This window comes from Nostoc sp. DedVER02 (assembly GCF_034530675.2).
Taxonomy (GTDB): Bacteria; Cyanobacteriota; Cyanobacteriia; order Cyanobacteriales; family Nostocaceae; genus Nostoc.
Genome location: NZ_JAVRCP020000003.1, coordinates 264165 through 289858, shown reverse-complemented (window position 1 = coordinate 289858; position 25694 = coordinate 264165). Strand labels below are relative to the sequence as shown.

General features: G+C 43.9%; 17 protein-coding genes. 3 read left to right on the top strand and 14 right to left on the bottom strand.

Going from position 1 to position 25694, the window contains the following annotated elements:
* Positions 1-7: 7 nt before the first annotated feature.
* The 8 genes from RMZ41_RS06765 to RMZ41_RS06730 all read right to left on the bottom strand — a co-directional run bounded on the left by RMZ41_RS06765 (position 8) and on the right by RMZ41_RS06730 (position 13067).
* Positions 8-751, bottom strand: coding sequence for a hypothetical protein (locus tag RMZ41_RS06765; protein ID WP_322640231.1), 744 nt, complete (start codon positions 749-751; stop codon positions 8-10).
* 636 nt (positions 752-1387) lie between these two features.
* Entirely contained in the window at positions 1388-3874 is a 2487-nt protein-coding gene (locus RMZ41_RS06760; protein WP_322640232.1) for an S-layer family protein, read from the bottom strand.
* Between the two features lie 96 nt (positions 3875-3970).
* The gene (locus RMZ41_RS06755; protein WP_409874839.1) at positions 3971-6460 is read right to left on the bottom strand and encodes a filamentous hemagglutinin N-terminal domain-containing protein; all 2490 of its coding nucleotides are present in this window, start codon (positions 6458-6460) and stop codon (positions 3971-3973) included.
* A 67-nt stretch (positions 6461-6527) separates the two neighbouring features.
* On the bottom strand, positions 6528-8273 hold the full coding sequence (locus tag RMZ41_RS06750) for a ShlB/FhaC/HecB family hemolysin secretion/activation protein (protein ID WP_409874862.1): 1746 nt from the start codon (positions 8271-8273) through the stop codon (positions 6528-6530).
* 506 nt (positions 8274-8779) lie between these two features.
* Complete coding sequence (locus tag RMZ41_RS06745; RefSeq protein WP_322640234.1) at positions 8780-9448, bottom strand: HAD family hydrolase; 669 nt, start codon at positions 9446-9448, stop codon at positions 8780-8782.
* Positions 9449-9833: 385 nt separating this feature from the next.
* The gene (locus RMZ41_RS06740; RefSeq protein ID WP_322640235.1) at positions 9834-10748 is read right to left on the bottom strand and encodes a TauD/TfdA dioxygenase family protein; all 915 of its coding nucleotides are present in this window, start codon (positions 10746-10748) and stop codon (positions 9834-9836) included.
* A gap of 273 nt (positions 10749-11021) precedes the next feature.
* Positions 11022-11822 (bottom strand): SDR family oxidoreductase, encoded by an 801-nt coding sequence (locus tag RMZ41_RS06735; protein WP_322640236.1) that lies wholly within the window; start codon positions 11820-11822, stop codon positions 11022-11024.
* Positions 11823-12119: 297 nt separating this feature from the next.
* On the bottom strand, positions 12120-13067 hold the full coding sequence (locus RMZ41_RS06730) for a zinc-binding dehydrogenase (protein WP_322640238.1): 948 nt from the start codon (positions 13065-13067) through the stop codon (positions 12120-12122).
* Between the two features lie 778 nt (positions 13068-13845).
* On the opposite strand from RMZ41_RS06730, the gene RMZ41_RS06725 reads away from it, so the two are divergent.
* The gene (locus RMZ41_RS06725; RefSeq protein WP_322640239.1) at positions 13846-14247 is read left to right on the top strand and encodes a VOC family protein; all 402 of its coding nucleotides are present in this window, start codon (positions 13846-13848) and stop codon (positions 14245-14247) included.
* A gap of 71 nt (positions 14248-14318) precedes the next feature.
* On the opposite strand, the gene RMZ41_RS06720 is transcribed toward RMZ41_RS06725, so the two are convergent.
* The 5 genes from RMZ41_RS06720 to RMZ41_RS06700 form a co-directional block, all read right to left on the bottom strand.
* Positions 14319-14840: a pentapeptide repeat-containing protein gene (locus RMZ41_RS06720; protein ID WP_322640240.1), complete on the bottom strand. Its 522-nt coding sequence runs from the start codon at positions 14838-14840 to the stop codon at positions 14319-14321.
* A gap of 335 nt (positions 14841-15175) precedes the next feature.
* Complete coding sequence (locus RMZ41_RS06715) at positions 15176-16504, bottom strand: dihydroorotase (RefSeq protein WP_322640241.1); 1329 nt, start codon at positions 16502-16504, stop codon at positions 15176-15178.
* A 175-nt stretch (positions 16505-16679) separates the two neighbouring features.
* Positions 16680-18032 (bottom strand): histidine phosphatase family protein, encoded by a 1353-nt coding sequence (locus RMZ41_RS06710; protein ID WP_322640242.1) that lies wholly within the window; start codon positions 18030-18032, stop codon positions 16680-16682.
* Positions 18033-18511: 479 nt separating this feature from the next.
* Entirely contained in the window at positions 18512-18853 is a 342-nt protein-coding gene (locus RMZ41_RS06705) for a 4Fe-4S binding protein (RefSeq protein ID WP_322640243.1), read from the bottom strand.
* Positions 18854-18866: 13 nt separating this feature from the next.
* Positions 18867-20522 carry an FAD-binding protein gene (locus RMZ41_RS06700; protein ID WP_322640244.1) on the bottom strand — a complete coding sequence of 552 codons (1656 nt, stop codon included), beginning with the start codon at positions 20520-20522 and terminating at the stop codon, positions 18867-18869.
* Between the two features lie 745 nt (positions 20523-21267).
* Between RMZ41_RS06700 and RMZ41_RS06695 the strand changes: the two genes are divergently transcribed.
* Together RMZ41_RS06695 and RMZ41_RS06690 are read left to right on the top strand one after the other, a co-directional pair.
* The gene (locus RMZ41_RS06695; protein ID WP_322640245.1) at positions 21268-22227 is read left to right on the top strand and encodes a TauD/TfdA dioxygenase family protein; all 960 of its coding nucleotides are present in this window, start codon (positions 21268-21270) and stop codon (positions 22225-22227) included.
* A gap of 338 nt (positions 22228-22565) precedes the next feature.
* On the top strand, positions 22566-24047 hold the full coding sequence (locus tag RMZ41_RS06690) for a site-2 protease family protein (protein ID WP_322640246.1): 1482 nt from the start codon (positions 22566-22568) through the stop codon (positions 24045-24047).
* A 121-nt stretch (positions 24048-24168) separates the two neighbouring features.
* Here the strand turns inward: RMZ41_RS06690 and RMZ41_RS06685 are convergent, their stop codons facing one another.
* Positions 24169-25422, bottom strand: coding sequence for a glycoside hydrolase family 10 protein (locus tag RMZ41_RS06685; protein WP_409874860.1), 1254 nt, complete (start codon positions 25420-25422; stop codon positions 24169-24171).
* Positions 25423-25694: the final 272 nt, after the last annotated feature.

Below are 25694 nucleotides of genomic sequence, written 5' to 3'. Positions count from 1 at the left end.
AGATAGCTTAGATAGATGTTAGCGATCGCTCTGGTTGGTATACTTTAGCAAAGGGTTCTTGATAAGAATGAGTCTGAATATAAACTAAAAACTCATTGATCAAGTCTGTAAAATACACAAACGCTACATCAATCAACTCAAGTCCTTTTTGACGAACCTCTTCTGACACCTCAATCTCTCTCATTTTTTGCAAAGAAGCGGGAGTATGAAGAGTGTGGGTATTTTCTATATGGTTATGACGCACACCAAAGTAACGGAACTCTGCTTGCGTCATTCCTTGCAGTTGTAAAGCAGCAGACATGGTTGAACGGAAAAAGACATTCGCTGTAACCTCAGATACCTCAATGGCAACCAATCTGATGATTGGATCTGCGCCACGAGTATACCGCTCAAAGAGAGGAAACATGGAACGGGAAACCTTGGTTTCATTGCTCCAAAGGAATCGCACCGCATCACTGAAGCGCATGGGATAATCAATTCCCATCTTCTCCATGTCTTCTAGTAACCATTGCCAGTGGAAATGTTCTTCGTGTGTGTGCAGATTTACCATCTCTTGAACGTAATTAGTCGTTGGCTCATCTCTAAGAACTCGTTTGCACAACTCGCTAAACTCCAGTGCGAGTGGAGTAATCACAGGTGCAAATGCTAGCCTCTGCCGTGGATCGATGGACTCGTCTTCCATATACTTAAAGAACGGCAATTGAGCATATTCGCGGTTTTTCTGCTCAATCAACTCAAGAATTGATTTCATTTCTATGTTCCTAATAATAGACAATGGGTTTTTAACCGACTTGGTTATCCAGTCAGCCATAGCACTGCTCAGGTAAAAGCCTAAGAGAGTACTTATTGAGAAAATCGGAAATTTGTTAGATTGAAATACTGTCAGAGCGATCGCTAGCAGAATAAACAATCTACCTCATAAACTGTTATAAAAAACGCTTTTAAGACTCTTTTCAAATTTGCAGAAATAGGCAGTTTAAACGAGAAATAAAGTGTTTTGAGATGATATTATCAGGTACATATCAGAGTACTTTTATAAGAAGAATTCAGAATTCAGGAGCGGAGCCGGAGACGCTCCGCCTCCGGTCAGAATTCAGTTATGAATTCTGTACGAGTGGGTGACGAATAGAGGTTAAAACCTGGCAACTCTACAAGACGCTACCGCGAACGCTTCACTACACGCTTTCGCCCGAAGTCAAGTGAAAAAAATCAAAATATTCTCGCCTTAAAACTCTATCCCTTTATGTATAGAGTATTCACAAATTTTGAGTTCTGAGTTCTGTATTCTGAATCCTGTTTTATTTTTATCATCCTGTTTAAGATCGTAACTTTAAAGATTCATTGTTACAAACCGTACAATCACGAGTAAAAGTAAATATTTTGTTCATTAACTCTTAGAAACCGCAGCACAATTTAACTGTGGCTGTATACGTATGGGAGATTGCACCGCAATTAATTCAACTTTGCCGTCAGGATTGCGATGCCAACCTGTGGCTTCAACGATAGCCTCTGATGATGCTGGAATCTGGGCATTTACCTGACCTTTTTTGCGATATGCAGAAATATCGCGGATATCAGACCAAGTGCGTAGGCGTAGCCCGTCGTAGACATCGCTCCCAATTTGCTGATTGGGATTTTGCGGTATTCCTCCCCTTCCCGTGGCGACAAAACTACTACCTTGATTTGCAGAACAACCACTGGCTATTTGCTGCGATGAATCGCTGACATTCGCTGGTAGTTCAACTAAGCCAGAATTTGGATCGACACCAACGGTATTGACTTGCACATTACCATTCACACCCAACTGTGAACTTGCAGTAATATCATTGTCTGGTGTAAGCTGGTCACGAAATTTCAGACCAAAGATACCTTGAGTACTAATTTGGATATTACCACCACGACCTTGCACTGCATTAGCAACAATATCACTGTTTTCTAATCCCACTATAATGGGTGCATTGATATTGATATTACCCCCATTACCATTACCGCCAGCTGTTGAGGTAATTAGGCTATTATCTCGTAGTAACAACAGTTTTGTAGTTTGTAAGGTAATATTACCGCCATTCCCAGATTCTGTTTGGGCTTGGATAAAGCCTTGATGATTTAATTGAAGCGTATCTGCATCGATCTTCAGATTGCCACCATTTCCTTTGCCTTGACTAGTGACACTAACCGTTCCGCCATTAGTCAAGGTTAACTTTGGGGTGATAATACTCACAGTACCTGCATTAGCCGTCAGCATATCTGGTAAACCAAATCGCTTCCGCAATAGAGGGTTAGGTCGAATGGTGGATGCATTGATGCTGCTGTTATTTGCGCTGCCGCGATCGCTAACTGTAATTGATTCGCTGGCGTTAATGCTTAAATTTCCTCCATTACCGACAAAAAATGCGGTTGCAGCAACTGCTCCTCCATCCAGAATTTGCAAGTTAGCGGTATTCAACGTTAAGGTTTTTGCATTTCCGGTGGCAAATGTAATTATACTAATATTGCTATAAAGCTCTGGAAGGCTTTCTCCGATTATCGTGGTATTGGTGTTGCGAATCGTTACTTTCCCGCTAGACCCATTGCCAAATGTACTTGAAGAGAGTGAAGCACCGTTTGATACCAGTAGATTATTCCCATTGACGAAGACATCACCAGCATTTCCACTACCTAAAGTGGTACTGTTGATGGAGGTGATCACAGTAGGATTAATGGGTGAAGAACCAGATAGATCGATCGCCATCGCCTCAATTTGAATATTGCCACCAGGAGCCATTCCCATTGTTGAGTTATTCAAACCCGCTCCCAGTTTGAGAGTCAAGCTGGGGGTAATGACGCTGATATTTCCACCGGCTCCCCTACCCAAAGCTTCATTACGAACTCCGCTCCGAATTGCGGCATTGGGTGTTGTGCCTACTAAATTAATGGCCTTTGTTGCCTGTAAATGAATTTCACCACCAGGGAGACTACCTAAATTTTGGGATAGTACCAGAGATCCATCGGTAAATTCAATTTGTTCGCCTTGGATTTGCACAGAACCGGCGTTTAGTCCACTTACATCTAATAGCGATCGCTTTGCTAGCTGAATATTGCCAAAGTTTTGTATATCTCCATACCCTAGTGTGTAGCCTCGTGGGTCTGATATCAGGCGAACAAATCCTACACCGCTTACACTGCCTAATTCTACTTGTCCTTGTTCGGCACTCAAGGTAGCTCCATTCAGATGTAAGTTCCCACCTACTAACGCTATGGTGTTTCCAGGTTTCACTTGCAGTTTTGTCGGACTGGGAATTCGATTCAGGGGAGCCAGAGCCAATCCACTGTTTGTAGTTAAGGAGTGTCCTGTACCTTGAACAGCAATCGGTGCAGGGCTGCTACCCATTTGCAAACCAATGGGAACATTGATACTTAATAAGGGGTTGGCTTGGGGATTAATGGCGCTAAACTCAACACCATCGCTAAATTTAATCCCCTCAGCAGTCGTCCCAACAAACGAGCCGCCAATATTCAGTTGAGCATTTGCGCCAAAAATAATCCCACTAGGATTGAGCAAAAACAGATTAGCGCTACCATTGGCTTTAATTAAACCATCAATGTTGGAAGCACTACCCCCAGTGACGCGACTGAAGATATTTTGCACATCTGCGGCATTGTTGAAGAAAGCCGAGCCGTTGCTGGGAACTGAAAATTGGCTAAAGCTGTGGAAAAGGTTGTTGCCAACTCGATTACCGTTGGTGATGGTGAAATTATCCCCACTTTGAGAGACAGTGGTGTTGAGGGTGCTGTCGGGAGTTACCTGAGCGTTGGCAAAGCCACTCCAAAATGGCATTACTATCAACGGTACTATTCCACCGCACATGACTAACCAAAGAGAGGTTGTACTCATCGCCAAGCCTTGATTGATACTTTGTATTTTAAGATACCCAAAACGGCTCTACAAAGTACAATCAAAAACCTGATTAGCAGTCAGTATCAAGACTGATTAGTTTGGCATTGCAGCACAGGTTAAAGATGGTTGTACATGGTTGGGTTGAGCCGCAATTAATTCAATTTTGCCTTGGGCGTTGCGATGCCAGGAAGTAGCTTGGACAAGAATCTGTGGGGATTGGGTGATTTGGGCGCTTACTTGACTTGTTTTGCGGTAATTTGATAAATCTCGCAGATCAGACCAAGTGCGTAGGCGTAGCCCATCGTAGACATCGCTCCTAATTTCCTGATTTGGATTTTGCGGTACACCACCCCGTCCCGTGGCGACAAAGCGACTGCCTTGATTTGCAGAACAACCACTGGCTATTTGCTGTGATGAATCAGTGACATTCGTTGGTAATTCCACTAAGCCAGAATTGGGATCGACACCAATAGTATTAACTTGAACCGTACCGTTGACTCCAAATTGGGAACTGGCAGTGATGTCGTTTTCGGGAGTCAGTTGAGGACGATATTTCAGCCCAATGATTCCTTGGGTAGTAATTTGAATATTGCCACCTTTTCCTTGGACTGCATTGGCAATAATGTCACTGTTTTCTAAACCCACGATGTTCGGAGCATTAAGCGTGATATTGCCACCATTACCACTGCCCTCTGCTTCTGCACTGATAAAGCTACCATGACGCATCAGTAGTAGATCCCGCAGTTGTAAATTAGTGTTACCACCACCGCCTGCTTTTGTGGATGCTGAAATACTGGCCCCATTGTCGAGTCGTAGGGTATTTGCCTGAATGTTTAGAGTACCAGCTTTACCAAAGCCAAGGTTTTGGACAAAAACTGTTGCACCATTACTAATGTTAAGAAGTGGGGTGTTAATCGTGGTGTTACCTGAAGTAGCGCTGGAAACTCCAAAAACAGGACGAACAGCAGTACCAATATAGCTGGGATTTGCTGCATCTTTGAAACCATTCACATCAATTGATTCAGATGCATTGATAGTCAGTGAACCCGCATTTCCTACAACTATGCTAGAAGCTGACACTCTGCCGCCAGCTTGAACCGACAGCTTGCGGGTATCGATTTTCAAATCCCCTGCATTACCAAACCCGAATGTGGCAGTAGACAACAGACTAAAATACAAACCCTTTGGCGCTCCCTCATTTGTCACCTGAATTGTATCTGCCTTGACAATGAGATCGCCGCCATTACCGAAACGGTAGGGTCTTGCTGCTATATTGCCGCCAGCTAAAATAGACAGGTTTTGAGTGGAAATGTTGACATCTCCACCTTTTCCAGCCCCATAGGAAGCGGCTAATATCTGGCTGACTGCTCGAAAAGGAGAAGGATCGCCAAATGCAAAACCATTCACCCGCATTTCATCAGTATTTACTGCAATCTTGCCACCCAGTGCTGTGCTAAAGGTACGGTTTAAGATATACCCACCCCCGTCAATATTCAACTGTGGGGTGGTAACGATAATATTCCCTGCTGCACCTGGGGATATAGTTTCATTAATTAAACTGCTAGAACTTTTAAAATCAGGAGACTTGCCGATAATCTGGAGGAACTCTGTGGCATTGATTGCAATATCACCAGCAGGTTGATTGCTGCGATTTTGCACTACTATTAGTGAACCATCTCGAATGCTGACCTGTTTACCGTGAATTTGAATGGCTCCTCCCCTTTGCCCACTAAGGTCGCGTGTAGATGCTAAAGCTCGTTGGGTTATCTGAATATCGCCAAAACTCGAAGCATTAGGATAACTCAGCGCAAATCCTTCAGGGATGGAATTGAGAGCAACGCTGCCGTTAGTGATGCTACTAAGTTCTATTTGCCCTCCTGGTGCGGAAAGCAATCCTCCATCTAAGGCAATATTCCCACCCAGCAATGCCAGCATTTTTCCAGGTTGCAACTGTAATCCTCTCGTACCGAGGTTTAATCCAGAAACCTGAAGTGAGTCACCTAGTTGAGCATTGTGTCCTGACCCTTGAACAGCGATGCCTGCGGCGGGCTGCGCCAACGCACCTGGATTATTACCAAATTGCAAACCAATGGGAACATTAATGCTCAATAACGCGCTATTTTGGGGATTAATGGCGCTAAACTGAATACCATCGCTAAATTTAATGCTATTTGCAGTTGTCCCAATCAAGGAGCCGCCAATATTAAGTTGGGCATTTGCTCCAAAGATAATTCCACTAGGATTGAGCAAAAACAGATTAGCACTACCGTTGGCTTTAATTAAACCATCAATCTGGGAAACACTGCCTCCAGTCACACGACTAAAGATATTTTGGATATCTGCGGCATTGTTGAAGAAAGCCGAGCCGTTGCTGAGAACTGAAAATTGACTGAAGCTGTGGAATAAATTGTTGCCAACTCGATTACCGTTAGTGATGGTAAAGTTATCGCCACTTTGAGAGACAGTGGTGTTGAGGGTGCTATCAGGAGTTACCTGAGCTTTAGCAAACCCGCACCAAATTGGCGTTACCATCAACTGTACTATTCCACCGCACAGAACCAACCAAACAGAGGTCGCATTCATCGCCAAGCCTTTATTTATACCTTATATTTGAGGATGCCCAAAACAGCATAGTTTTGAAACGATCGCTTCAAAACGGTGAATAGCGTATCGAGAAATACAACCCATTTTCTTGGAGCGATCGCTTTTCACCATCCACTGAAATCAGAGGAATACCCCAATCTAGGCGGGCCAACAAGTCATCGCCCTGTTTCCACAACAGCCCTAACCCAGTACTAACAAGGGTACTGGTTGATGGATTTTCGCTGTTGACGTTCCAGCCTTTACCTACATCAATGAAGGGTGTCAGTTGCAGCAGCCCGTTAATCTTAGAAGCGCGGACGATGGGGACTCGAAATTCTGCGGAAAACAACAGACCATTATTTGTGAGTAATGCGTCTTGGCGATAGCCCCGTACACTTAGCTGTCCGCCAAGACCAAATTGCTCTAAAGGCACTAAGGAATCTGCTGATAATTGGAAATCGCCCCTAGCTAAAAATAATGTGTCTGGTGCTAATTGCCGCACCCACTGCGCTTGTCCCCGCCAAGCGAAAAAGCGGCTATCTGGTTCATTATCGCTGACATTGGCATCGAACCAATCTACGCCAAAGCTCAATTGCGATCGCGCCGCAAAAACATACTGGTTACTTCGCTGGGTATATTCTTGAAAAAAGCGCAAAGCCGAAATATTAGTTTTTCCGTTCTCGTCTGCACCTGGGGAGAGGCGAAATGGCCCAATATTATCAATACCCAACTCAGTTTGGCTCGACTGGCGCGAAAATGACAGCCCGACTGCCAACTCTTGGGTTGGTTTTTGGATCAGTGGTTGCCGATAGCCCAATTCGTAAGACTGGGAATTTGACTGGATATCAAGGACACTGAACGGTTTTTCAATCACGTGGTTCCATCCTTGACTAAAGCCAAAGGATACAGTGCCATTATGGGCATTAATCGGTAAGGTGTAATTGAGATCAATTGTATTACTACCATCAGTATTGGCGTATCCCACACTCAGGGTATCGCCCAAGCCCAATAAATTGGCTTCTTGGAGATCCACTCCTCGGCGAAAACTACCCACACTAGGCGATCGCCCATTATCTAGGCTTGCTGTCAGTTTAAAAGTGTCTGCTTCTTCAACCTCAACTTGCAACACATTGCTTCCCGGATGCACACCTGTCTGCAATTCGGCTGACAGGTTTTGGATGCGTGGATCGAGGCGGAGGAGTTGAAGTTTTTCTAGTAAGCGGGGTACGTTTAGAGGTTTACCAGCGCCAAGTTTGATGCGATCGCGAATGTATTTACTACTTAATCGTCTATTACCAATGATTTTGATTTCTTGCAGACTGCCTTCAATCACCTGAATCTTGACTGTTCCAGCTTCTAGTGTCTGCGGTGTAATCAATGCTCCTGTAGTCACATAACCGTTATCAGTGTAAAGTTTGGTAATTGCATCTTTAATTTGCAATAATTCTGCAAATGTCACTTCTTTTCCCACAAAGGGATTGGTAATAGCGGCAAATTGTTCTGGTTTGAAAACTGTACTACCAACAACTTCAATGCGATCGACCCGAAATTTAACATTAGAGTCATCTTGGCTCGGAATTAAATCATCTGGGATTGCTGGTAAAGGCAACAATTGATTGCTATCTGTTGGCTTCGGCAACACATTAGCAGGTAAGGGAGTGACAGGAACTTCTTCTAACCGACCAGGTGGTAAAGTCTCAGGATTGGGTGTTTGGGCATTGGCCTGTTGATAATTACACAATACTGCTGCTAAAGCAAACCCAAATGCCAAAGGTCGCAGTTCAGAGATAATATTTAGATAATTATTAAATATTTGTTGCGTAGAAAATACTGATTTAATACTAGATTTTTCAATAATAACTAGCTTCACTGAAACCCTCCTCCTTAAGTTTTACTAAAAAAGAATTCAGGAATCAGGAGCAGAGCCAAAAACGTTTTCTGTATTCTCCGGTCAGAATTCAGTTGGTTATTCCGCTCGAAAAAGTGGATGGCGTAGCGGTAGTAAGTCTCTGAGCTTCTAAATAAAAGGGTTGAAGACCCATGATCGGCTGATTTATTAGCCTTGATCTTGACTCCTCTTAGGGTTAGCGGGGCGTTTACCCCATTCTGATCTCTGAATTCTTTTTCAACTAGTTGCTTCCCGATACCAGAATGTAACGAGTGATGCATCATTAGTTATGATGGCTGTCTGTTTTACAGCTATCATCAGAGTAAATACTGGTTTTTATTTTTTGTACAGAGTAGTAAAGCTAAGAGATTATTTACAGCACTCAGCACTTTTCATCCAGTTTGGTCTATCACAGGGGGTTTACTGGCGGCTTATCTAGCGCCTTTAGAATTACGAATTATTAATCCAGGAATATCGTTTGGAGAATGGGCAATCAAGTCAGCACCATGAGCTTTTAATTCTTCTTCAGTCCCATAGCCATAGGTAACACCAATTGAAGCAAGATGATGGTGTTTGGCTCCAATTATGTCATGAGAGCGATCGCCTACCATCACCACATTAGAGGGTAAAAATTTTTCTGTTAGCAAAATATGTTGAATTAAGTCGCCTTTTCTGCTCCGTGTCCCGTCTAGCTCACTACCATAAACACCATCAAAAAGCAACGATAAGCCAAAATACTCAATAATCTGGGTAGCATAAATATATGGTTTAGAAGTTGCAACAAACGTTTTATAACCAGCAAAACGAATTGATTTTAGGATTTCTGGAATATCGGGATAAAGTGAGTTTTCAAATAATCCAATAGTGGCAAAGCGACGACGATATAGTGAAATAGCCTGTTCAATTAATATGTCATCTAGGGTTTTCAGTAACTGCGAAAAGCTGTCTTTCAATGGTGGGCCAATGCACCAATGCAATTCATCAGCATCCGGTGGTTTGTAACCAAGTTCAGATAAAGCATATTGAATGCAGCGAGTAATACCAAGTTTAGGATCTGTTAATGTCCCATCTAAATCAAAAAGTATAGCGGAGAAAAACATATTTTATACTATAGTAATCCGGTTTAATTCGTGAAATTACTTGGCTTATTAGGTAGGAGGAAAGATACAAGAGGATTCTAGCAAATTAAAATGTACCAAGTTTTTTTCACAAATCAAATAGGAGTCTTATAGTTCGTAATTCGTAATTTTTAAGGAGGCAAAAAGAATCTTCATAATTGAAGAAGAATTCAGGAGTCAGAATAAATCAGTGGGGGATTCAAACGCTGCGCTATCCGCCACTCGTACAGAAAACATTTCTGAATTCTGAATTCTGACTCCTGACTCCTGACTCCTGAATTCTGTTCCATAAATTTAGAGGATTTAATAATGATATGCCATCAAGGGGCACACACCTAGTTGTGCCCCTTCTCTGTCAAAGATCCTATTATGCAGTCACCGCTTCACGTCGGTTGTATTCAGAAGCGTCTCCTTTGATGGCTTCACTTTGTTTACCATCGATGCCAAATGGGAGGTCGCCGACAATTGTAACTCGTTGAACGTGGCGGGGCTGGTTGCCGTAATCTGCGATCGCATAATGTTGAGTAGCTCGGTTATCCCAAAAGGCTACATCACCAACTTGCCAACGCCAACGGACTGTATTCTCAGGACGTGTTATGTATGCTTGCAACAGCCGGAGAATATCATCTGATTCAGTTGTCGATAAGCCACGGAACTGGCGCACAAATCCGCCGATGAATAGTCCACGCTCCCCAGATTCGGGATGGATGCGTACAACTGGATGCAGAGTCTCGTATACAGTCGAGGTGAAGACAGCCCGGTAAGCCTTAGTATCTTCAGATAGATCGAATCCAGTTGCATAGTCGAAGGCGTTGCTGTGTACTGCCCAAAGTTGATCTGCGAGGTTACGCAAATGGGTAGGTAAGTCTTGGTATGCAGTCACAGAGTTTGCCCAGATTGTATCGCCACCCGTCGGAGGAATTTCAAGCGCTCGTAAGATAGAACCGAGAGGAGGACGGTCTACAAATGTCACATCGGTATGCCAGCTATTGGCGCGGGAAGTGGTGCGGCCATAATTCAGGTCTAAAACTTCTGGATTTTCTGGCAGCGATGGTACAGTGGGGTGGGCTGTTGTAAGTTGACCAAAACGACGGGCAAAGGCAACCTGTCCATCAGCATCAAGTTGTTGCTGACCTCGGAAAAAGATCACTTTGTGTTTGACTAGAGTCTTGCGAATATCGCTAATAATGTCATCGCTGAGATTAGAACTCAGATTAACACCGATAATTTCAGCACCGATACGTCCTGCAACTGGTTTGATATCAAAGTATTGAGAACCCATGTTTTTCTCTCCAATAAGTTTATGTTTGGGACTAGCCTTTTCAAGTTGAGTGAAAATTTGGCTAAAGAAACTCTTCTTTAACCTCTTAATGTGTTCTCTCTGACTCTGTGGTTAAAGAAAAGATTTTTAACCGCAGAGACGCGGAGGGCGCAGAGAGAAAAAAGAGATTTTACAAGTCACCTTAAAAGGGCTAATGTTTTTATTTAGGTTGTCAGCAATCATTCAATTTTGGATTGAAGGAAAAATCTGCTGATTTTTAATTCCTTTCATCTGCTAAATACTAGGGGTAGAACCGCCATCAACGATAATCTCTGTTCCTGTAATTGATGCCGCTAGATCGGACACCAAAAATAGAGCTAATGCGGCAATTTCTTCTGGCTGGGCAATTCTTTTTAAAGGAATACTTTGAATACTTTGTGCCTTCACTTCCTCCACGGTAATCCCTTGCGCTTGAGCATTTTGCCGAGCTAAAGTCTCGGCACGCTCAGTAGCTGTAGCACCGGGCGATATGGCATTAATACGAATCTTATACTCAGCTAACTCTTTAGAAATGCCTTTTGTAAAGTTGAGCAAAGCCGCATTGCTTGTACCACCAGCAAGGAAGTTAGGGCGAGGTGTACGTCCTGCACCGCCAACTATATTCACAATCCGTCCATCACCCCGGCTTTTTTGATGGGGAACAACGGCTCTAACTAGGCGGATGTAGCCCAATAATTTTAGGTTCCAAGCATCCAAAAATAAATCATCAGTGGATTCAAGGAAAGATGCAGCACGGGCTGAACCAGCGTTATTAATTAAGATATCAATCTGATTAAACTGGGCTAAGGTAGTTGAAACAACTTTCTCAATATCCTCTGCTTTGGTTAAATCAGCACTGATGGCAATAACTTTCGCCCCTGGGGTAGGTAGAGATTGGATGATAGCTACTGCATTTTCTAGTCTTTCTTGATTGCGGGCTGCGATCGCAACATTCACACCTTCACTATAAAGGGCTTTGGCAGTAGCTAACCCAATTCCTGCACTTCCGCCTGTGACGATCGCTGTTTTACCTGATAGTTTTAGTTCTAAACTCATACAAATTTACCCTTATAACCCTTATAAATTTAATTTACTTGCGAACCAATAATATTGCCGATTGAGAGCCTGTATTATGGATATCTAAAATCGCTTGTCTTTCCTCTGATGTACAACCTAGAAGTATCTTGATTTCTGTATCCCGCTTTGCTAAATCAACACTACAAATGACGGCAGTTACTGTCTGATTCAACAAGCTACCTATCCAAACATCAATATTATTTCCATCTCCAGATTGAGTATCTTGTAAATATCCCTAATCCAGTGGATAAACGAAAGATAATTATTTGGTAATTCTCAATTGGAAACGTGCAACACAGCCTTACCAGGAAAACGTCTGTCAAGTAGTTGTTGTGCGACATCAGCTATTTGTGTCCAAGAAGCTTCTAAATCAATGTGAGGATGCAACTGACCGGCTTCCACTAAACTCAAAAGCCGTTTTAAACCGACTGCTGCCGATTCAAATCTCAATTCATCAAACAGACGTAAACCATACAAGCTAACGCTACCAGTCCCGAAAAATTGGGCAGCGTTGAATGTCACTTCTGCTCCTCCAGAGACTCCATACAGTACAGTTTTTCCATCTTGTGCCAGTAAGCTAAGGGCTACCCCCAAAGTCTTGCCACCAACTGATTCTATGATTAGATGATAGGGGCCATACTCGCTGGCAGGTGAAAGGTCTTCGCCAATCACCACTGATTTTGCCCCTGCTTCTCTAACTAAAGTTTCATAGCCAGCTTGACGAATATGTGCTGTAACTTGCGCTCCTGACAGTTGCGCCAATTGGATAGCAAAGTAACCAACGCCTCCTGATGCACCTGTAACCAAAACTGGACGACCTAGAAGTGAACTACCTTTCAGCACTGCATGATAGGCAGTTAAACCCGCTACAGGTAGGGTAGCAGCTTGAGCAAAAGATACTGATGGTGGCACTTCTGCTAAGGCATTCGTGGGAACAGATACAAGTTCTGCCCAAGCACCAGCACGGCGCAAGCCAACTACACGCGCCCCTTGGGGAGGCCCAGACCCATCAGCAGCAGGGGTTTCCACTACACCTGCCAAATCCCAACCAGGTTGCCAACCAGCCTCAGCAGTGGTTGAACGCTTTATTTCTCCCCGATTCAGAGAGATCGCCGCTACCCTGACTAAAGCTTCATCTGGGGCAGGTTTTGGTGCAGTCACTTCACTCAGGGCCAAACGCCCAACCACGTTAGGATCAACAATTACAGCACGTATTTTACTCATAAGGTTGCCCTGGCTTAAAGATTAATTTCTAAATCGTTGGTTTGTAATGTACTGCCTGCAATAGATCAACTCCATTATGTTAGTGATTTTTTCTTAGTTCAAAATCCCTCTAACTAAGGGATTTCCAAAAAATAAATTATCCAATATTGTGGTGTAGGCAACATGAGCGCTCACAATCAAAGGTAAAAGATACACTAGCCCTACAATAAATAGTGGGATATTTTTTGTTTGGAAGTCCCTAAAGTTAATGATATCTAATAAACTACGGTAAATCGATAGACTTATAGTTTTAAGGCTTAAAGAGAAACCTATCACAGACAGCCAGAAGAATCAAGCATCTTACAAAAAGATTTTTTGATTAATGCTTGCACTCTTGCTGTGTTGTAAGCTAGTAGTCTGCCAACCCAAAAATGCTAAGCGAGGGCTGGGGAAAGGGGAAAGGGAAAAGAGTAAGGGATTTAAACCCTTTCCCCCTTCGCCCTTACCCTTTACGCCGTCAAGTTCCCTTGGCGTACTACTAGTGGCTGTTAATCTCTTATCTTTAACGGGTCGTGCCAGGATTCTCCGACTTCGGCGTTATCTTGTTTCTTAGGAATGGCGCTCTGGAACTGGGGACTGGGGACTGGGGACTGGGGACTGGGGACTAGAAATAGTTTTCAACTTTTAGAGACGCGCAAGGGACAAAACTTGGTTGGGATCTGAATCCCCAGTCCCTAATCCCCAGTCCCTCGTTCAAGTAAGTAGGTGTAAATAAACGAAATATTCTTAGATTAAAACGATGTCACTACCTGAAACTATTGCAAAACAAAAAGATGCCCGCCCTCCTGTGGCGATTGGGCATGTGAGATTATATGTGAGTAATATACCGGAGGCTAGCGATTTTTTTGTCAAGATAGGGCTGCGCTTGATTACCCAATCGGAACAATTAGCTGTTTTGGAATTACGGGGGGGAACGCACTTAGTTTTGAGGACTAGTTCAGAAGCGATCGCTCCTGGAATTAATGCGCCTTTCGATCTGATGGTAGATGATGTTGTAGCCATCAGAGATACTTTTAGGAAGTGGGGACTGACTGTTTCTGAGATCGAAACAGGCAGAATCCACAGTTCATTTACTTTGACTGGGCCCGATGGCTATTTCTTGACGCTGACTTCTTCACACACAGGCGGTAGAGAAGTTTAACAAAAAAAATCAAGAAAGGTAGGAATTGGAATTAGGCATAGGTGCGTAATTAGTGGCGATGCCAACGCACCTTAGCGACGCAACCCAATTACCCGCTCTAAGTCTGCCCCTGTAAAAATTGCATTGGTAACATTAGCATTGGTCAAATTTGCATCCTCTAGATCGGCTTTCGTAAAATTAGCTTTGCTGAGGTTTGCTCCTGTCAAATTTGCCTTTCCTAAGTCTGCATCAGTTAAATCAGCGCCACTCAGGTTAGCATTACTGAGATTAGTTTCATCTAGGTCAGCATCAATCAGGATGGCATTACTTAGATCGGCTCCGTTGAGGTCGGCTTTATCTAGGTTAGCGCCTCGGAGGTTACAGCCTTGACATTTTTTGGTAGATAGAAGCTGTTGAACTTGGTTGCTTGTCGCTGTTACAAGGGTAGAAGGAGGTACAACACTCTCTGGATTTTGCTGATTTGTTTGTAGAGGTGTAGTGGGAACCGGGGTTAGATTCGGTTCTGCCGCCTGGGGTTGTTCTGGTTTAGAACATCCGACTGCAATTCCTGCTGCTAACATAGCGATCGCAGCTAGACTAATCTTTTTATTCACAGCTACAGACTTCAATTTTCTATCAACCTTTTCTGCTTTACATCAATTCTTAATTTACCAATTTAAGCAGCGAGGGCAATCTATCTTAAGATGATTAAAATTTTTACACGCTCACACAATTTATAGCAAAATTAGTATTTTTTATCATAAAACACTATATTCCAATACGGTTCAGTTAAGGGCTATTGGTAAAAAAATTTTGGTTTTCGAGACGCGATAAATCGCCGTCTCTACAAGTGCTTTGGTCTTATCTGAACTGTATTTGCACTATATTCATGGAATTTTATAAAGTTAAATATTTGACAAGATGAATTTAACCACGAAGTACAATTTTTTCAACACCAGGTTTGCACAACATGACCCTTCAATTGTTGTCCTAACCAAGGTGTATTTTGTGAAAGTGTATAAAGACTTTTTCGCTCGACTTTCCAGGTTTGCTGGGGGTCAAATAGAGTAAGTTCTGCTGGTTGGTGAGGAAGAATCGCACTGACTTCTTGCCCCAAACACCCTGCTGGACTAGTACTCAATGCCCGCCATAACTCTAAAGCGGTAAATTCTTCAGTTTCAACTAGATATTGCCATAACAAAGGTAATGCTAACTCTAAACCAATTGCTCCTGGAGGCGCTTCGGCAAAGGCTTGGACTTTTTCTTCGTAGCTGTAGGGTGTGTGATCGATCGCGATCGCATCTATCACCCCTGTACGTACCCCTGCACGCAATCCCGCCATATCACTGGGATTGCCTAAAGGCGGGTCTAAATGCAAGCTGGTATTATAACTCTTAACTGCTTTTGTGTCAAGTAAAAGGTGCATCCAGGTGGTGCTGGCGGTGATGGGTAAACCAGCAGCTTTGGCTGAGGCGATTAATTCCACACTGCGAGATGTGGAGACGCGCATGATATGGACTGGTGTACCGATGGCTGCAACCAATTCAATCATAGCTGCGATCGCAGTGGTTTCTGCGCTGGCGGGTATGGGTGGTAAACCAAAACGGAGAGCATCTGGCCCTTCTCTCATTACACCATTTGCTGTTAACTGGCGATCGCTAGGCCAAAATGCAACTGGTTTACCCAACGGCTGGAGATACTCTAACACTCGCCGCACCAGCGCCAAATTTTCAAAAGGTTTACCATCGCTAAAACCAATCACTCCAGCAGACGCTAAATCTGCTAATTCCGTCATTTGCTTCCCAGCAACATCTAGGGTGATAGCGCCCCAGATATGAAGCAGGGGAGCAGGGGAGCAGGGGAGCAAGGGAGATAAATTCTCCTCTACCCCTCTGCTCCTCAGCCCTTCAGCCCCTCTGCTCCTCAGCCCCTCAGCCCTCTTCTGCTGCAACTGTGCCACAAGTGCAGGGTTATCAATAGCTGGAGATGTATCGGGTAAAATGCTAACTCTGGTAAAGCCGCCAGCAGCAGCAGCTTGTAAAAGAGACAAGAGGGTTTCACGTTCTTCAAACCCTGGTTCACCGGAGTGGCTGTACAAATCCACTAACCCAGGCCCAAGAACTAATCCCTGGCAATCTCTAATTTGAGTATCGGAATGAATATCAGCAATGTGTGAAGCTACTTCTTTAATATAACCATCAGCAATCAGCACATCAAAGAGTTCGTCGATTTTAGAAACTGGGTCAATCACCCGTACTTTTTGCAGCAGTTCAGCCATAAAACTTTTTAGTTAGAAGCTAAGAATAAAGTTAGGAATTAGGAGTTATTAGTTATGAGTTAGGAGTTATTAGTTATTTGTTCCTCGCTCATCATTTTTAACTTTATTCATCACTCATACTTTTTCACTCCTAACTTTATTCCTCACTCTTTACTCTTTACTCAGCACTCAGCACTCACAAAGCTCCTGCTGCTGTTTTATCTAGTACGCCTCCACCGAAGTGAGTGGTGATATTCATCGCTTGTAATACTGGAAAACCATCGATTCCAGAAGGGTAATCGATAACGCTGACTGCGCCATTACCCTGACGGAAATTCCAGAAATTTTCGAGCGATAAACCCAGAATGTGACAAAGTAGAGTTTTATTAGTAGCATCATGCGCTACCACTAATACAGTTTTAAATTGACTAGTTAATGCTGCTTCCACAATTGATTGCCAAGCTGCAACGCTGCGTTCCCATACCTCTTGCAAATTTTCCCCTTCAGGCATTTGCACTTCGGCGGGTACTAAACGCCAGCGCTGCAACTCTCCGGGAAACTCTTGTTCTATCTCTGTTTCTAATTTTCCTTCCCAGAGTCCGTGGCTGATTTCTCTTAAACCATCTTGCAAGTCTAACTCTACATTAGGATGCTGTTTTAAGATAATTTCTGCTGTTTCTTTAGGGCGCAGCATTGTACTGCTGACAGCAAAATCAATCGCTATCTCTTTAAGAAATTCGCCTGCTTTTTGCGACTGTTGTCTACCGTTGTCGTTGAGAGGGACATCAATTTGCCCTTGAAACCTAGTTTGGCGATTCCAGTCGGTTTCGCCGTGACGCACTAGCAACAACCGTACTCCTTGATGATCTGGTCGCAACGAGGGTAAAGTCTCTCCTGTATGTTGCGTCTGATTTAAGGATTCTAGCTGGACTGGTTCGCCTAATCCCCCAGAAAAATTAAGTACGCTGATGCCACAGTTAGATTGCTGGATTGAATGGTAGCGACTTGCAGGAATTCCCAAAGCTGTGCTAATCAGGGCCCGATTAATGCCGTTATGCCCCACTATCAGAATAGTTTCGCCTTGATGGTCGGACAAAGTTTCTTGCCAAAACTGCCGCGCTTGTTCGTATAAAGCAAGAACAGGAAAATGTTCTCTTGTCCCTTGTGCATCATTTAGCAGCATCCGCAGTTCGTCAGGGCGTTGATGCCAAGTGCGGTAGTCCTCGGTAAACTTCTGCTTGACTTCAGCAGTTAACAGTGCTTCCCATAAAGGGAGGTCGATTTCTAGTAGTAAATCTGAAACTTGGATTACAGCAGACTGTTCAGCATGAGTAGCTAACTGACTATGGATAATATCTGCTGTGTGTTTCGCTCGTTGCAGGGGACTGCTATAAATAGCATTAAATACAATATTGCTGAGGGCTTTGCCAGCTTTACTAGCATCGTTACGACCTTTCTCGGTTAATGTTGACGCATCAGTGCGTCCCTGAATACGCCGCTCGGTGTTATAACCGCTTTGACCGTGGCGCACAATGATGACACGAGTCATCTGAAAGCCCTCCTCTATCTTGACGATTAATTTTACTGCAAAATGATTGCAGAATTACGGACTCGGGAAGGCGGATTTAGTAAAAAGGGTGGTTAGGAACCGCAAATATACAGGCAAAAGCTATCTTTGTGGGTTTCAATCCCTCAATTTTTGACTCTAGTAGTACGCCAAGGGAACTTGGCGGGGTAAAGGGTAAGGGCGAAGGGGGAAAGGGTTTAAATCCCTTACCCTTTTCCCTTTCCCCTTTCCCCAGCCCTCACAAGCGCATTTTTGGGTTGGCAGACTACTAGGCAATTGGGAAATTGGGAATGGGGGATGGGGAATTGCCAAAAGTTAGGGGGATGAGTATCCCTCTCATCCCTCTCGGTTTTGAATGCTGACTTGGTTTAGAAGTGAATCTTAGCAGGGTGGGGTTGGGAGTGGGTAATGAGCAGCATAAGCAGATTGAGTGCGCTAGCGACTTCGATTAAATACCGAAATTAACTTTGATAGGGGCGCGGTAGTTGGCGTAGTTGATAAGCAGTATCCAATTCACTATTGTTTTTTCTGCCATATCCCCAACCTAAGATGCGACGATATTCACCCATGATGCCACTTTCAATTAAATCATCCTCATTGACTGCAACATTGGTATGAGATTGGGGCGCAACATAGAGTGCATCCGCAGGGCAATATGCCTCACACATAAAACAAGTTTGACAGTCTTCTTGCCGAGCGATCGCAGGCGGTTGGTTAGGTACAGACTCAAAGACATTGGTAGGACAGACTTGGACGCACACGTTGCAATTGATACAGAGTTTATGGCTGACAAGCTCGATCATGATAATGCTCCTGCTACAACTTTGATACAGAGGGTGTGATTTGAGTGGTTGGTACTGCTGGTATAGCAGGAGCATCCGTTAGCCAATCACGCCTCACCCATAGACGATCTAAGCCGCCGGTTGCTTGATAATAACGCTGATTTGGATCGGTTTCGGGATAGTCCATACGAATATGTTCGCTGCGGCTTTCGGTGCGATGTAAAGCGCTAAAATATGCCCATCGCGCTACAGCCGTGAGAGCAGCCGCTCGCCGAGAAAATTCTACATCGCGCACTGTATCTTGTTTCGGGTTCCCCCGTACCTGCTGCCACAGCGTCTCTAGTTTGGCGAGAGAATCCAGGAGTCCCTGCTCAGAACGCAAGTAATTCTTCTCTAACGGAAACATCTGCGCTTGTACACCGCGCACGATCGCTTCGCTATCAAATTCGGAAGATGGCGTTTTGTCCACCGTAGGCGATCGCAATCCGGCTTCACCAGCAGGATGCGCCACCCGTTCATGAGGATGAGCGCCCAGACTCTTGGCAAACGCAGCCGCGCCAACTCCAGCCCATTGTCCTGTGGAGATTGCCCAGGCAGCATTAGGGCCACCACCCCCAGAAGCTAAACCTGCTAAAAACTCCCGCGATGCAGCATCACCGGCGGCGTAGAGGCCAGGAACCTTTGTTCCGCAACTATCATTCACAATCCGAATTCCACCTGTCCCACGAACTGTACCTTCTAAAATCAGTGTTACAGGTACTCGTTCTGTATAGGGATCAATGCCAGCTTTTTTATAGGGTAGAAAAGAGATGAAATGAGACTTTTCAATTACTGCCTTGACTTCTGGTGTAGCTCGATCCAAACGGGCATAAACTGAGCCTTTCAAGAGGGCATTGGGAAGGAACGATGGATCGCGCCGACCATTCACATAGCCACCAAGATCGTTACCTGCTTCATCGCTGTAACTAGCCCAACCAAAGGGAACCCCCCGTGTTACTGTGGCATTGAAAGCAGTCGAGATGGCATAGTGATTAGAAGCTTCCATACTGGAGAGTTCGCCGCCAACTTCTACTGCCATCAGCATTCCATCACCTGTATTCGTATTGCATCCTAATGCTTTACTCAAGAATGCACAACCGCCATTAGCCAGGACTACTGCACCAGCACGAACAATATAGGTACGATGATGTTGTCTCTGCACACCTCTTGCTCCAGCTACTGAGCCGTCATCAGCCAATAAAAGCTCTAGAGCCGGACTTTGGTCGAGAATCTGAACCCCAACTCGCAAGAGGTTTTTGCGAAGTATCCGCATATATTCAGGGCCATAATAACTCTGACGCACAGATTCCCCATTTTCTTTGGGGAAACGATAGCCCCACTTTTCCACTAGGGGCAAACTCAGCCAAGTTTTTTCGATAACACGTTCAATCCAACGTAAGTTAGCTAGGTTTTTTCCGACGCGATAACGCTCCGATAAAACTTTGTCCCAATTCTCTGGAGAAGGAGCCATGATGCCATTGCCACTAGCTGCTGCTGCACCGCTCGTACCCAAAAAACCTTTATCAACAATGATTACTTTGACACCCTGTGATGCGGCTGCCCATGCTGCCCATGCTGCGGCAGGCCCACCACCAATTACCAGTACGTCAGCAGTTAATTGCAGTTCATTTTCACTATAGGCTGTTAGCAATTCCTTGTCCTCCTACTTCATCTATTTGACTTGGAAAAGTTCTGTTAACGGTAGTAGGGTGCTGAGTCCCTAGCCCGTTCACCACTAAGAGGTTTTAATTTTGAATTCCGCTTTGCTGTACTAGTCTCTTTATCATCTGTCCTGGTCTACACAGTTCATGATGGCTACTTATGCAGTAGATATTTGCATAAATATATATAGGATTACTATTTGATTTTTGAACGAAATTAGGTATTGTAGCGTGTGTTAGAACGGAGTTCGTAACGCACTATTATCACGGGTTTGATATGTTACGCTGTCGCTAACACATCCTACGGATATTTTCTCCAAATCAAACCGGATTCCTATACAAAGAATGCGTACAGCAAATTACTGCTAACATGATACACTAATTGTTAGTTTTTCAAACATTAAGCATTGCGAAATAATATTTGCTCTAGTTGGAACTGCGATAAAGCGTACTCTGTATTCCGTTCTGAATGCCCAATCAGGTTTTTGGCTAAGTCTTGAATAAGCTTAGATAAATATGGCGATGCCTACGGCGGTAAACTACGCACTTTCACATTCCCGTTGTTCCAGCAGTCTAAAAATATAGTCATTGCATACTCCGGTAAATTGATCGACTTAATGTATTATAGTAAAAACTACGACTGCTTTCTTTGGAATATTGCTATCAGCTGCAAGCAATATTCCAAAGAAAGGGGCGAGTACAAACATCACCTGATGAATATTTTGGAGAGTCTATATGGGCTACAAGCATATTGAAGTCAAACAAGTAGCTGGTTTCATTGGTGCTGAAATTAGCGGCGTGGATCTTTCGCGTCCTCTTTCTGACGATCAAGTTAAAGAAATCCGTAAAGCACTATTGAAGTGGAAAGTTGTATTCTTTCGTGGTCAGAACATCGATCATGCTGCCCAGGTTGAGTTCACATCTCGTTTTGGCGAAGTGACTTTCGCCCATCCCCTCGGAGAACCTGAACCAGTTCCGGGATTTCCCCAGATTAAACCCGTAGACCGTAGGCTCTATGAAAAGCAATATGGTTTTCGCAGTGGAGGCCCTTGGCATACAGACGTAACGGCGGCTGTCAACCCACCAGCAGCGTCAATTCTACGTGCAGTTAATGTTCCTAGCTTCGGTGGTGACACCCAATGGAGTAATCTAGTTGCAGCTTATGAGGGTCTTTCAGCACCTCTTCGGGCGCTAGCAGACACATTGAAAGCTGAACATCGCTTCAATGGAGGTAGGCATCAGTCTAGCAGCAAGTTCGCCGAGCGTATTGCTGTCAATCCTTTAGTCTCAATCCACCCAGTAGTCAGAGTTCATCCTGAGACTGGTGAGCGTGCGTTGTTCGTTAACCCTGGTTTCACCTCACACATTGTTGACGTATCACCACAAGAGAGCAAACTGTTGCTAGAGTTGTTCTTTAACCAAGTCACCAAGCCTGCTTACACCACCCGTTTCCGTTGGAATAATGGTGATATCGCGTTCTGGGACAACCGCGCCACAGTGCATTTAGCCCCTCAAGATTTGGATCATTTGGATGTTGAGCGTCTTCTCTATCGCACCACCATTACTGGTGATGTTCCAGTTGGCGTTGATGGTTTCCGTTCAGAAGTGGTTCAAGGTGAGGCGTTCAGTTCAGAAGTACCAACTGTCTTCAAGCAAAAAGCCGAGAAACTGGAAGCACAACCAGTACTTTCATAAGCTATATATAGGATTACTATTTGATTTCTGAATCACTTGTAAAGGTAAGGGACTGGGGATTGGGGACTGAGGACTGGGAAGAAGGAATAAAGGTGTACTGAGTTTTGTTCAAAAATCAAATATGAGTCCTATAGTACTAAACTGGGCTGCATCAAATAGACGCAGCCCATCCATTTAGGCGAAGAAAGTAAAGTCTCTAAACTTGGCTATAGGCGGAGTGAGCAGCCACTAGGCAAAACCGCATAATTTGGGCAGACGACAAGCGGCGTTATACATTAATAAGTGTATCTGCAATACCGGACTTGTTCTGGCTTAGTCTCAATAGCAAAGGTTTGGAGATGTTTACTTTATCAGAAACTTCTATCCTGGCAACAACCCTACTGGTGGCTTTAGGAATTTTGGGCTGGGGCTTTTATCGCGCCAGACCTTTTGGTAAGCTGGGAATCTTAGCCTGGTTACAGTCGGTGGTGCTGATGACTCCCTGGCTCCTGTTTTTTGGATTGTTTGCCGCAGGAATTTACATCAATATAGCGGGTATATTGTTGTTAGTAGTGACTTCCGCAGGATTGTACATCTACTTGGGCAGACAGTTACGCGCTGCTGGGCAAGATACTATTCTCAAGCAACGTGCAACAGAAAGACTCGCTGCTGATTCCTTAGTTGAAGCAAATTCTCCACAACCAAAAGTAGGAGAACTGAAAGCGGAAATTCCGCCGATACCAGAAGAAGACTTGAATGCAATTAAAGGTATCTTTGGTATCGATACATTTTTTGCCACAGAAACCATCGCCTACCAAGATGGAGCAATTTTCAAAGGCAATTTGCGGGGAGAACCGGAAGAAACTCACAATCGTCTAACTGCTAGTTTACAGCAACGTCTTGGTGAGCAATATCGCTTGTTTTTGGTGGAAAATACGGATGGTAGACCAGTAGTGATTGTTTTACCAAGCCGAAATGATCCCCGCCCGATGTTGTTATCACAAAAAGCTTTTGCAGGTATTCTATTGATAGCAACCATTGCCACAAATTTAGAAGCTGCGGGCTTATTGCTGAATTTTGATTTCTTTGGCAATCCAGGGCGGTTTCAAGAAGCTTTGCCCATAGGTGCTGGAATATTTGCAATTTTAGTAGCTCACGAAATCGGTCATTGGTTACTTGCTAAACGCCACAAAATTCGCCTTAGCTGGCCCTTCTTTCTACCGGCTGTGCAAATTGGTTCCTTTGGTGCAATTACCCGCTTTGAATCTCTGTTACCCAACCGTAAGGTATTATTTGATATCGCCTTAGCAGGGCCAGCCGCAGGTGGTATTGTTTCTTTGTTAATGCTGGTGACAGGCTTACTAATTTCCCACCCAGGTAGTTTATTTCAATTACCCAATCAGTTTTTCCAAGGGTCGATTTTGGTAGGAAGCTTGGCGCGAGTTGTCCTTGGTTCGGCGTTGCAGTCGCCTCTAGTAAGCGTTCATCCCCTAGTAATAATTGGTTGGTTGGGATTAATAATTACCGCTTTGAATTTAATGCCCGCAGGACAACTAGATGGTGGCCGCATTGTTCAGGCAATTTATGGACGCAAAACCGCAGGACGCGCTACGATCGCAACTTTAATTTTACTAGCGCTTGTGTCTCTTGGTAATATGATTGCCATGTATTGGGCGATCGTGATTTTCTTCTTGCAACGGGATCAAGAACGCCCCAGTTTGAATGAAATCACTGAACCTGATGATGCTAGAGCCGCTTTAGGTCTTTTGGCTCTATTCTTGATGATTACCACGCTTCTACCCCTGACTCCTGGCTTGGCTGGGCGTTTGGGAATAGGATAGTGTTTATCCAAACAGAATTCAGGAGTCAGGAGTCAGAATGCAGAATGAATTTTGTACGTTAAATTGTTCACCAACAGTTTGTTAGGAAAATAGGCGTTGCAAACTATGCAACGCCAGAAAATTAACTGAACGGCTTCCAACCGGCTAGCAGGTTCGGGTAAGCCGTTGGTGTGGGAAAGATTTTCTGAAAGGCAGTTTGACGTTCTTGGAGTTTTTCTTTGCTCATATTCCAGAGGGTTTCATAGAAAAAGAAAGAAACTCCGGCAAAATTGCGATCGCGTACTTTTTGCACTTGTGTCTGAATTTGTTGCATCGGTATAGATCGGTTTTTCAACCCAGCCAAAATACCCACACTCACGGGGATATGGCTTTTTGCAGCTTTTACTTCTGGATACTCTAATTCGCTGATAAAAACATTCAAATCATCCCGATATATCTGCAAAACTAAGTCTTCAATAATTCCCATCCGTTCCCACTTCTGCCAGTCTGCTAAGAAGAAATCGTAGGAAAAACGTTGAGGATTAGGAGCAACGGAAACTAGGCAATTTTTTTTAGTCGCTTTAATTGCTGTAAATACCCGTTTCATAAAGTCGGTAATTTTATTAGCTCTCCAGCGCACCCATTCTGGATCTTTAAAGTCTTTGGAGGGAGCTTTCCCACGGTGTTCTTTTTTGTAAAGTGCCACTGTGTAAGCATCGTATCCTAATTCTGATGGTAAGCCAAAATGATCATCAAATTGAATGCCATCGACATTATAATTTCTGACAATTTCAATGATTAAATCTTGGATAAATTGTTGTACTTCCGGGCGAAAGGGATTTAGCCAAACGCGATTATCTTTCCCATCTTTAACAATCCGCGTCCCATCGCTGCGACTGGTGAGCCATTGGGGACGATTTTTAGCTAATAGGGAATCTGCTGGTGCCATGAAGCCAAATTCAAACCAGGGAATGACTGTTAACCCTTTTTGATGTCCCACATCGACAATTTCTTTAACGATATCTCGTCCTTGTAATCCGGGTGTGGGATCGAGCGATCGCCCGATAACTTTTTGGGCAACTTTGCTAGGATACAATGTATATCCCCAATTCCAAACCGCCGGATATATGGTGTTAAAATTGAGTTCATCAAGGCGTTGCAAAGATCCCTTGAGGCGATCGCGCTCAAACAACACATCACTATCAATATTTGTTAACCACACCCCTCTTAACTCAGATGATGACGCTCTCTGAGGAATAATTTGAGCTTTTAAGGGGAACGATAACATCGCTGTAGTTACCAAACTCAGGGTAACTATAACGGCAAACAACCCCGATTTACTTTGGCGAATATTCCACCAAGTAGGATTAACGCACCACTTGACAAACCTTTTCATCATTTGCTATAGACATTATCCAATTATGAACAATCAGCAAGAATAGCGATCGCTTAGATTGTAAACGCTAAAACAATCGCTATTTAATTAATTACTAATTCGTAATTTATAATGACCATCACAAGCAATTACGAATTGTTTTAATCCCATCACTGAAGTTTATTAGGGACTTCCAAGAAATAAATTATTCAATTTCACCGCATCAAAACGATTTTTTCTCCCCCTGCTCCCTGCCCCCTGCCCCCTGCCCTAAAAGCGTTCGCGTAGCGTCC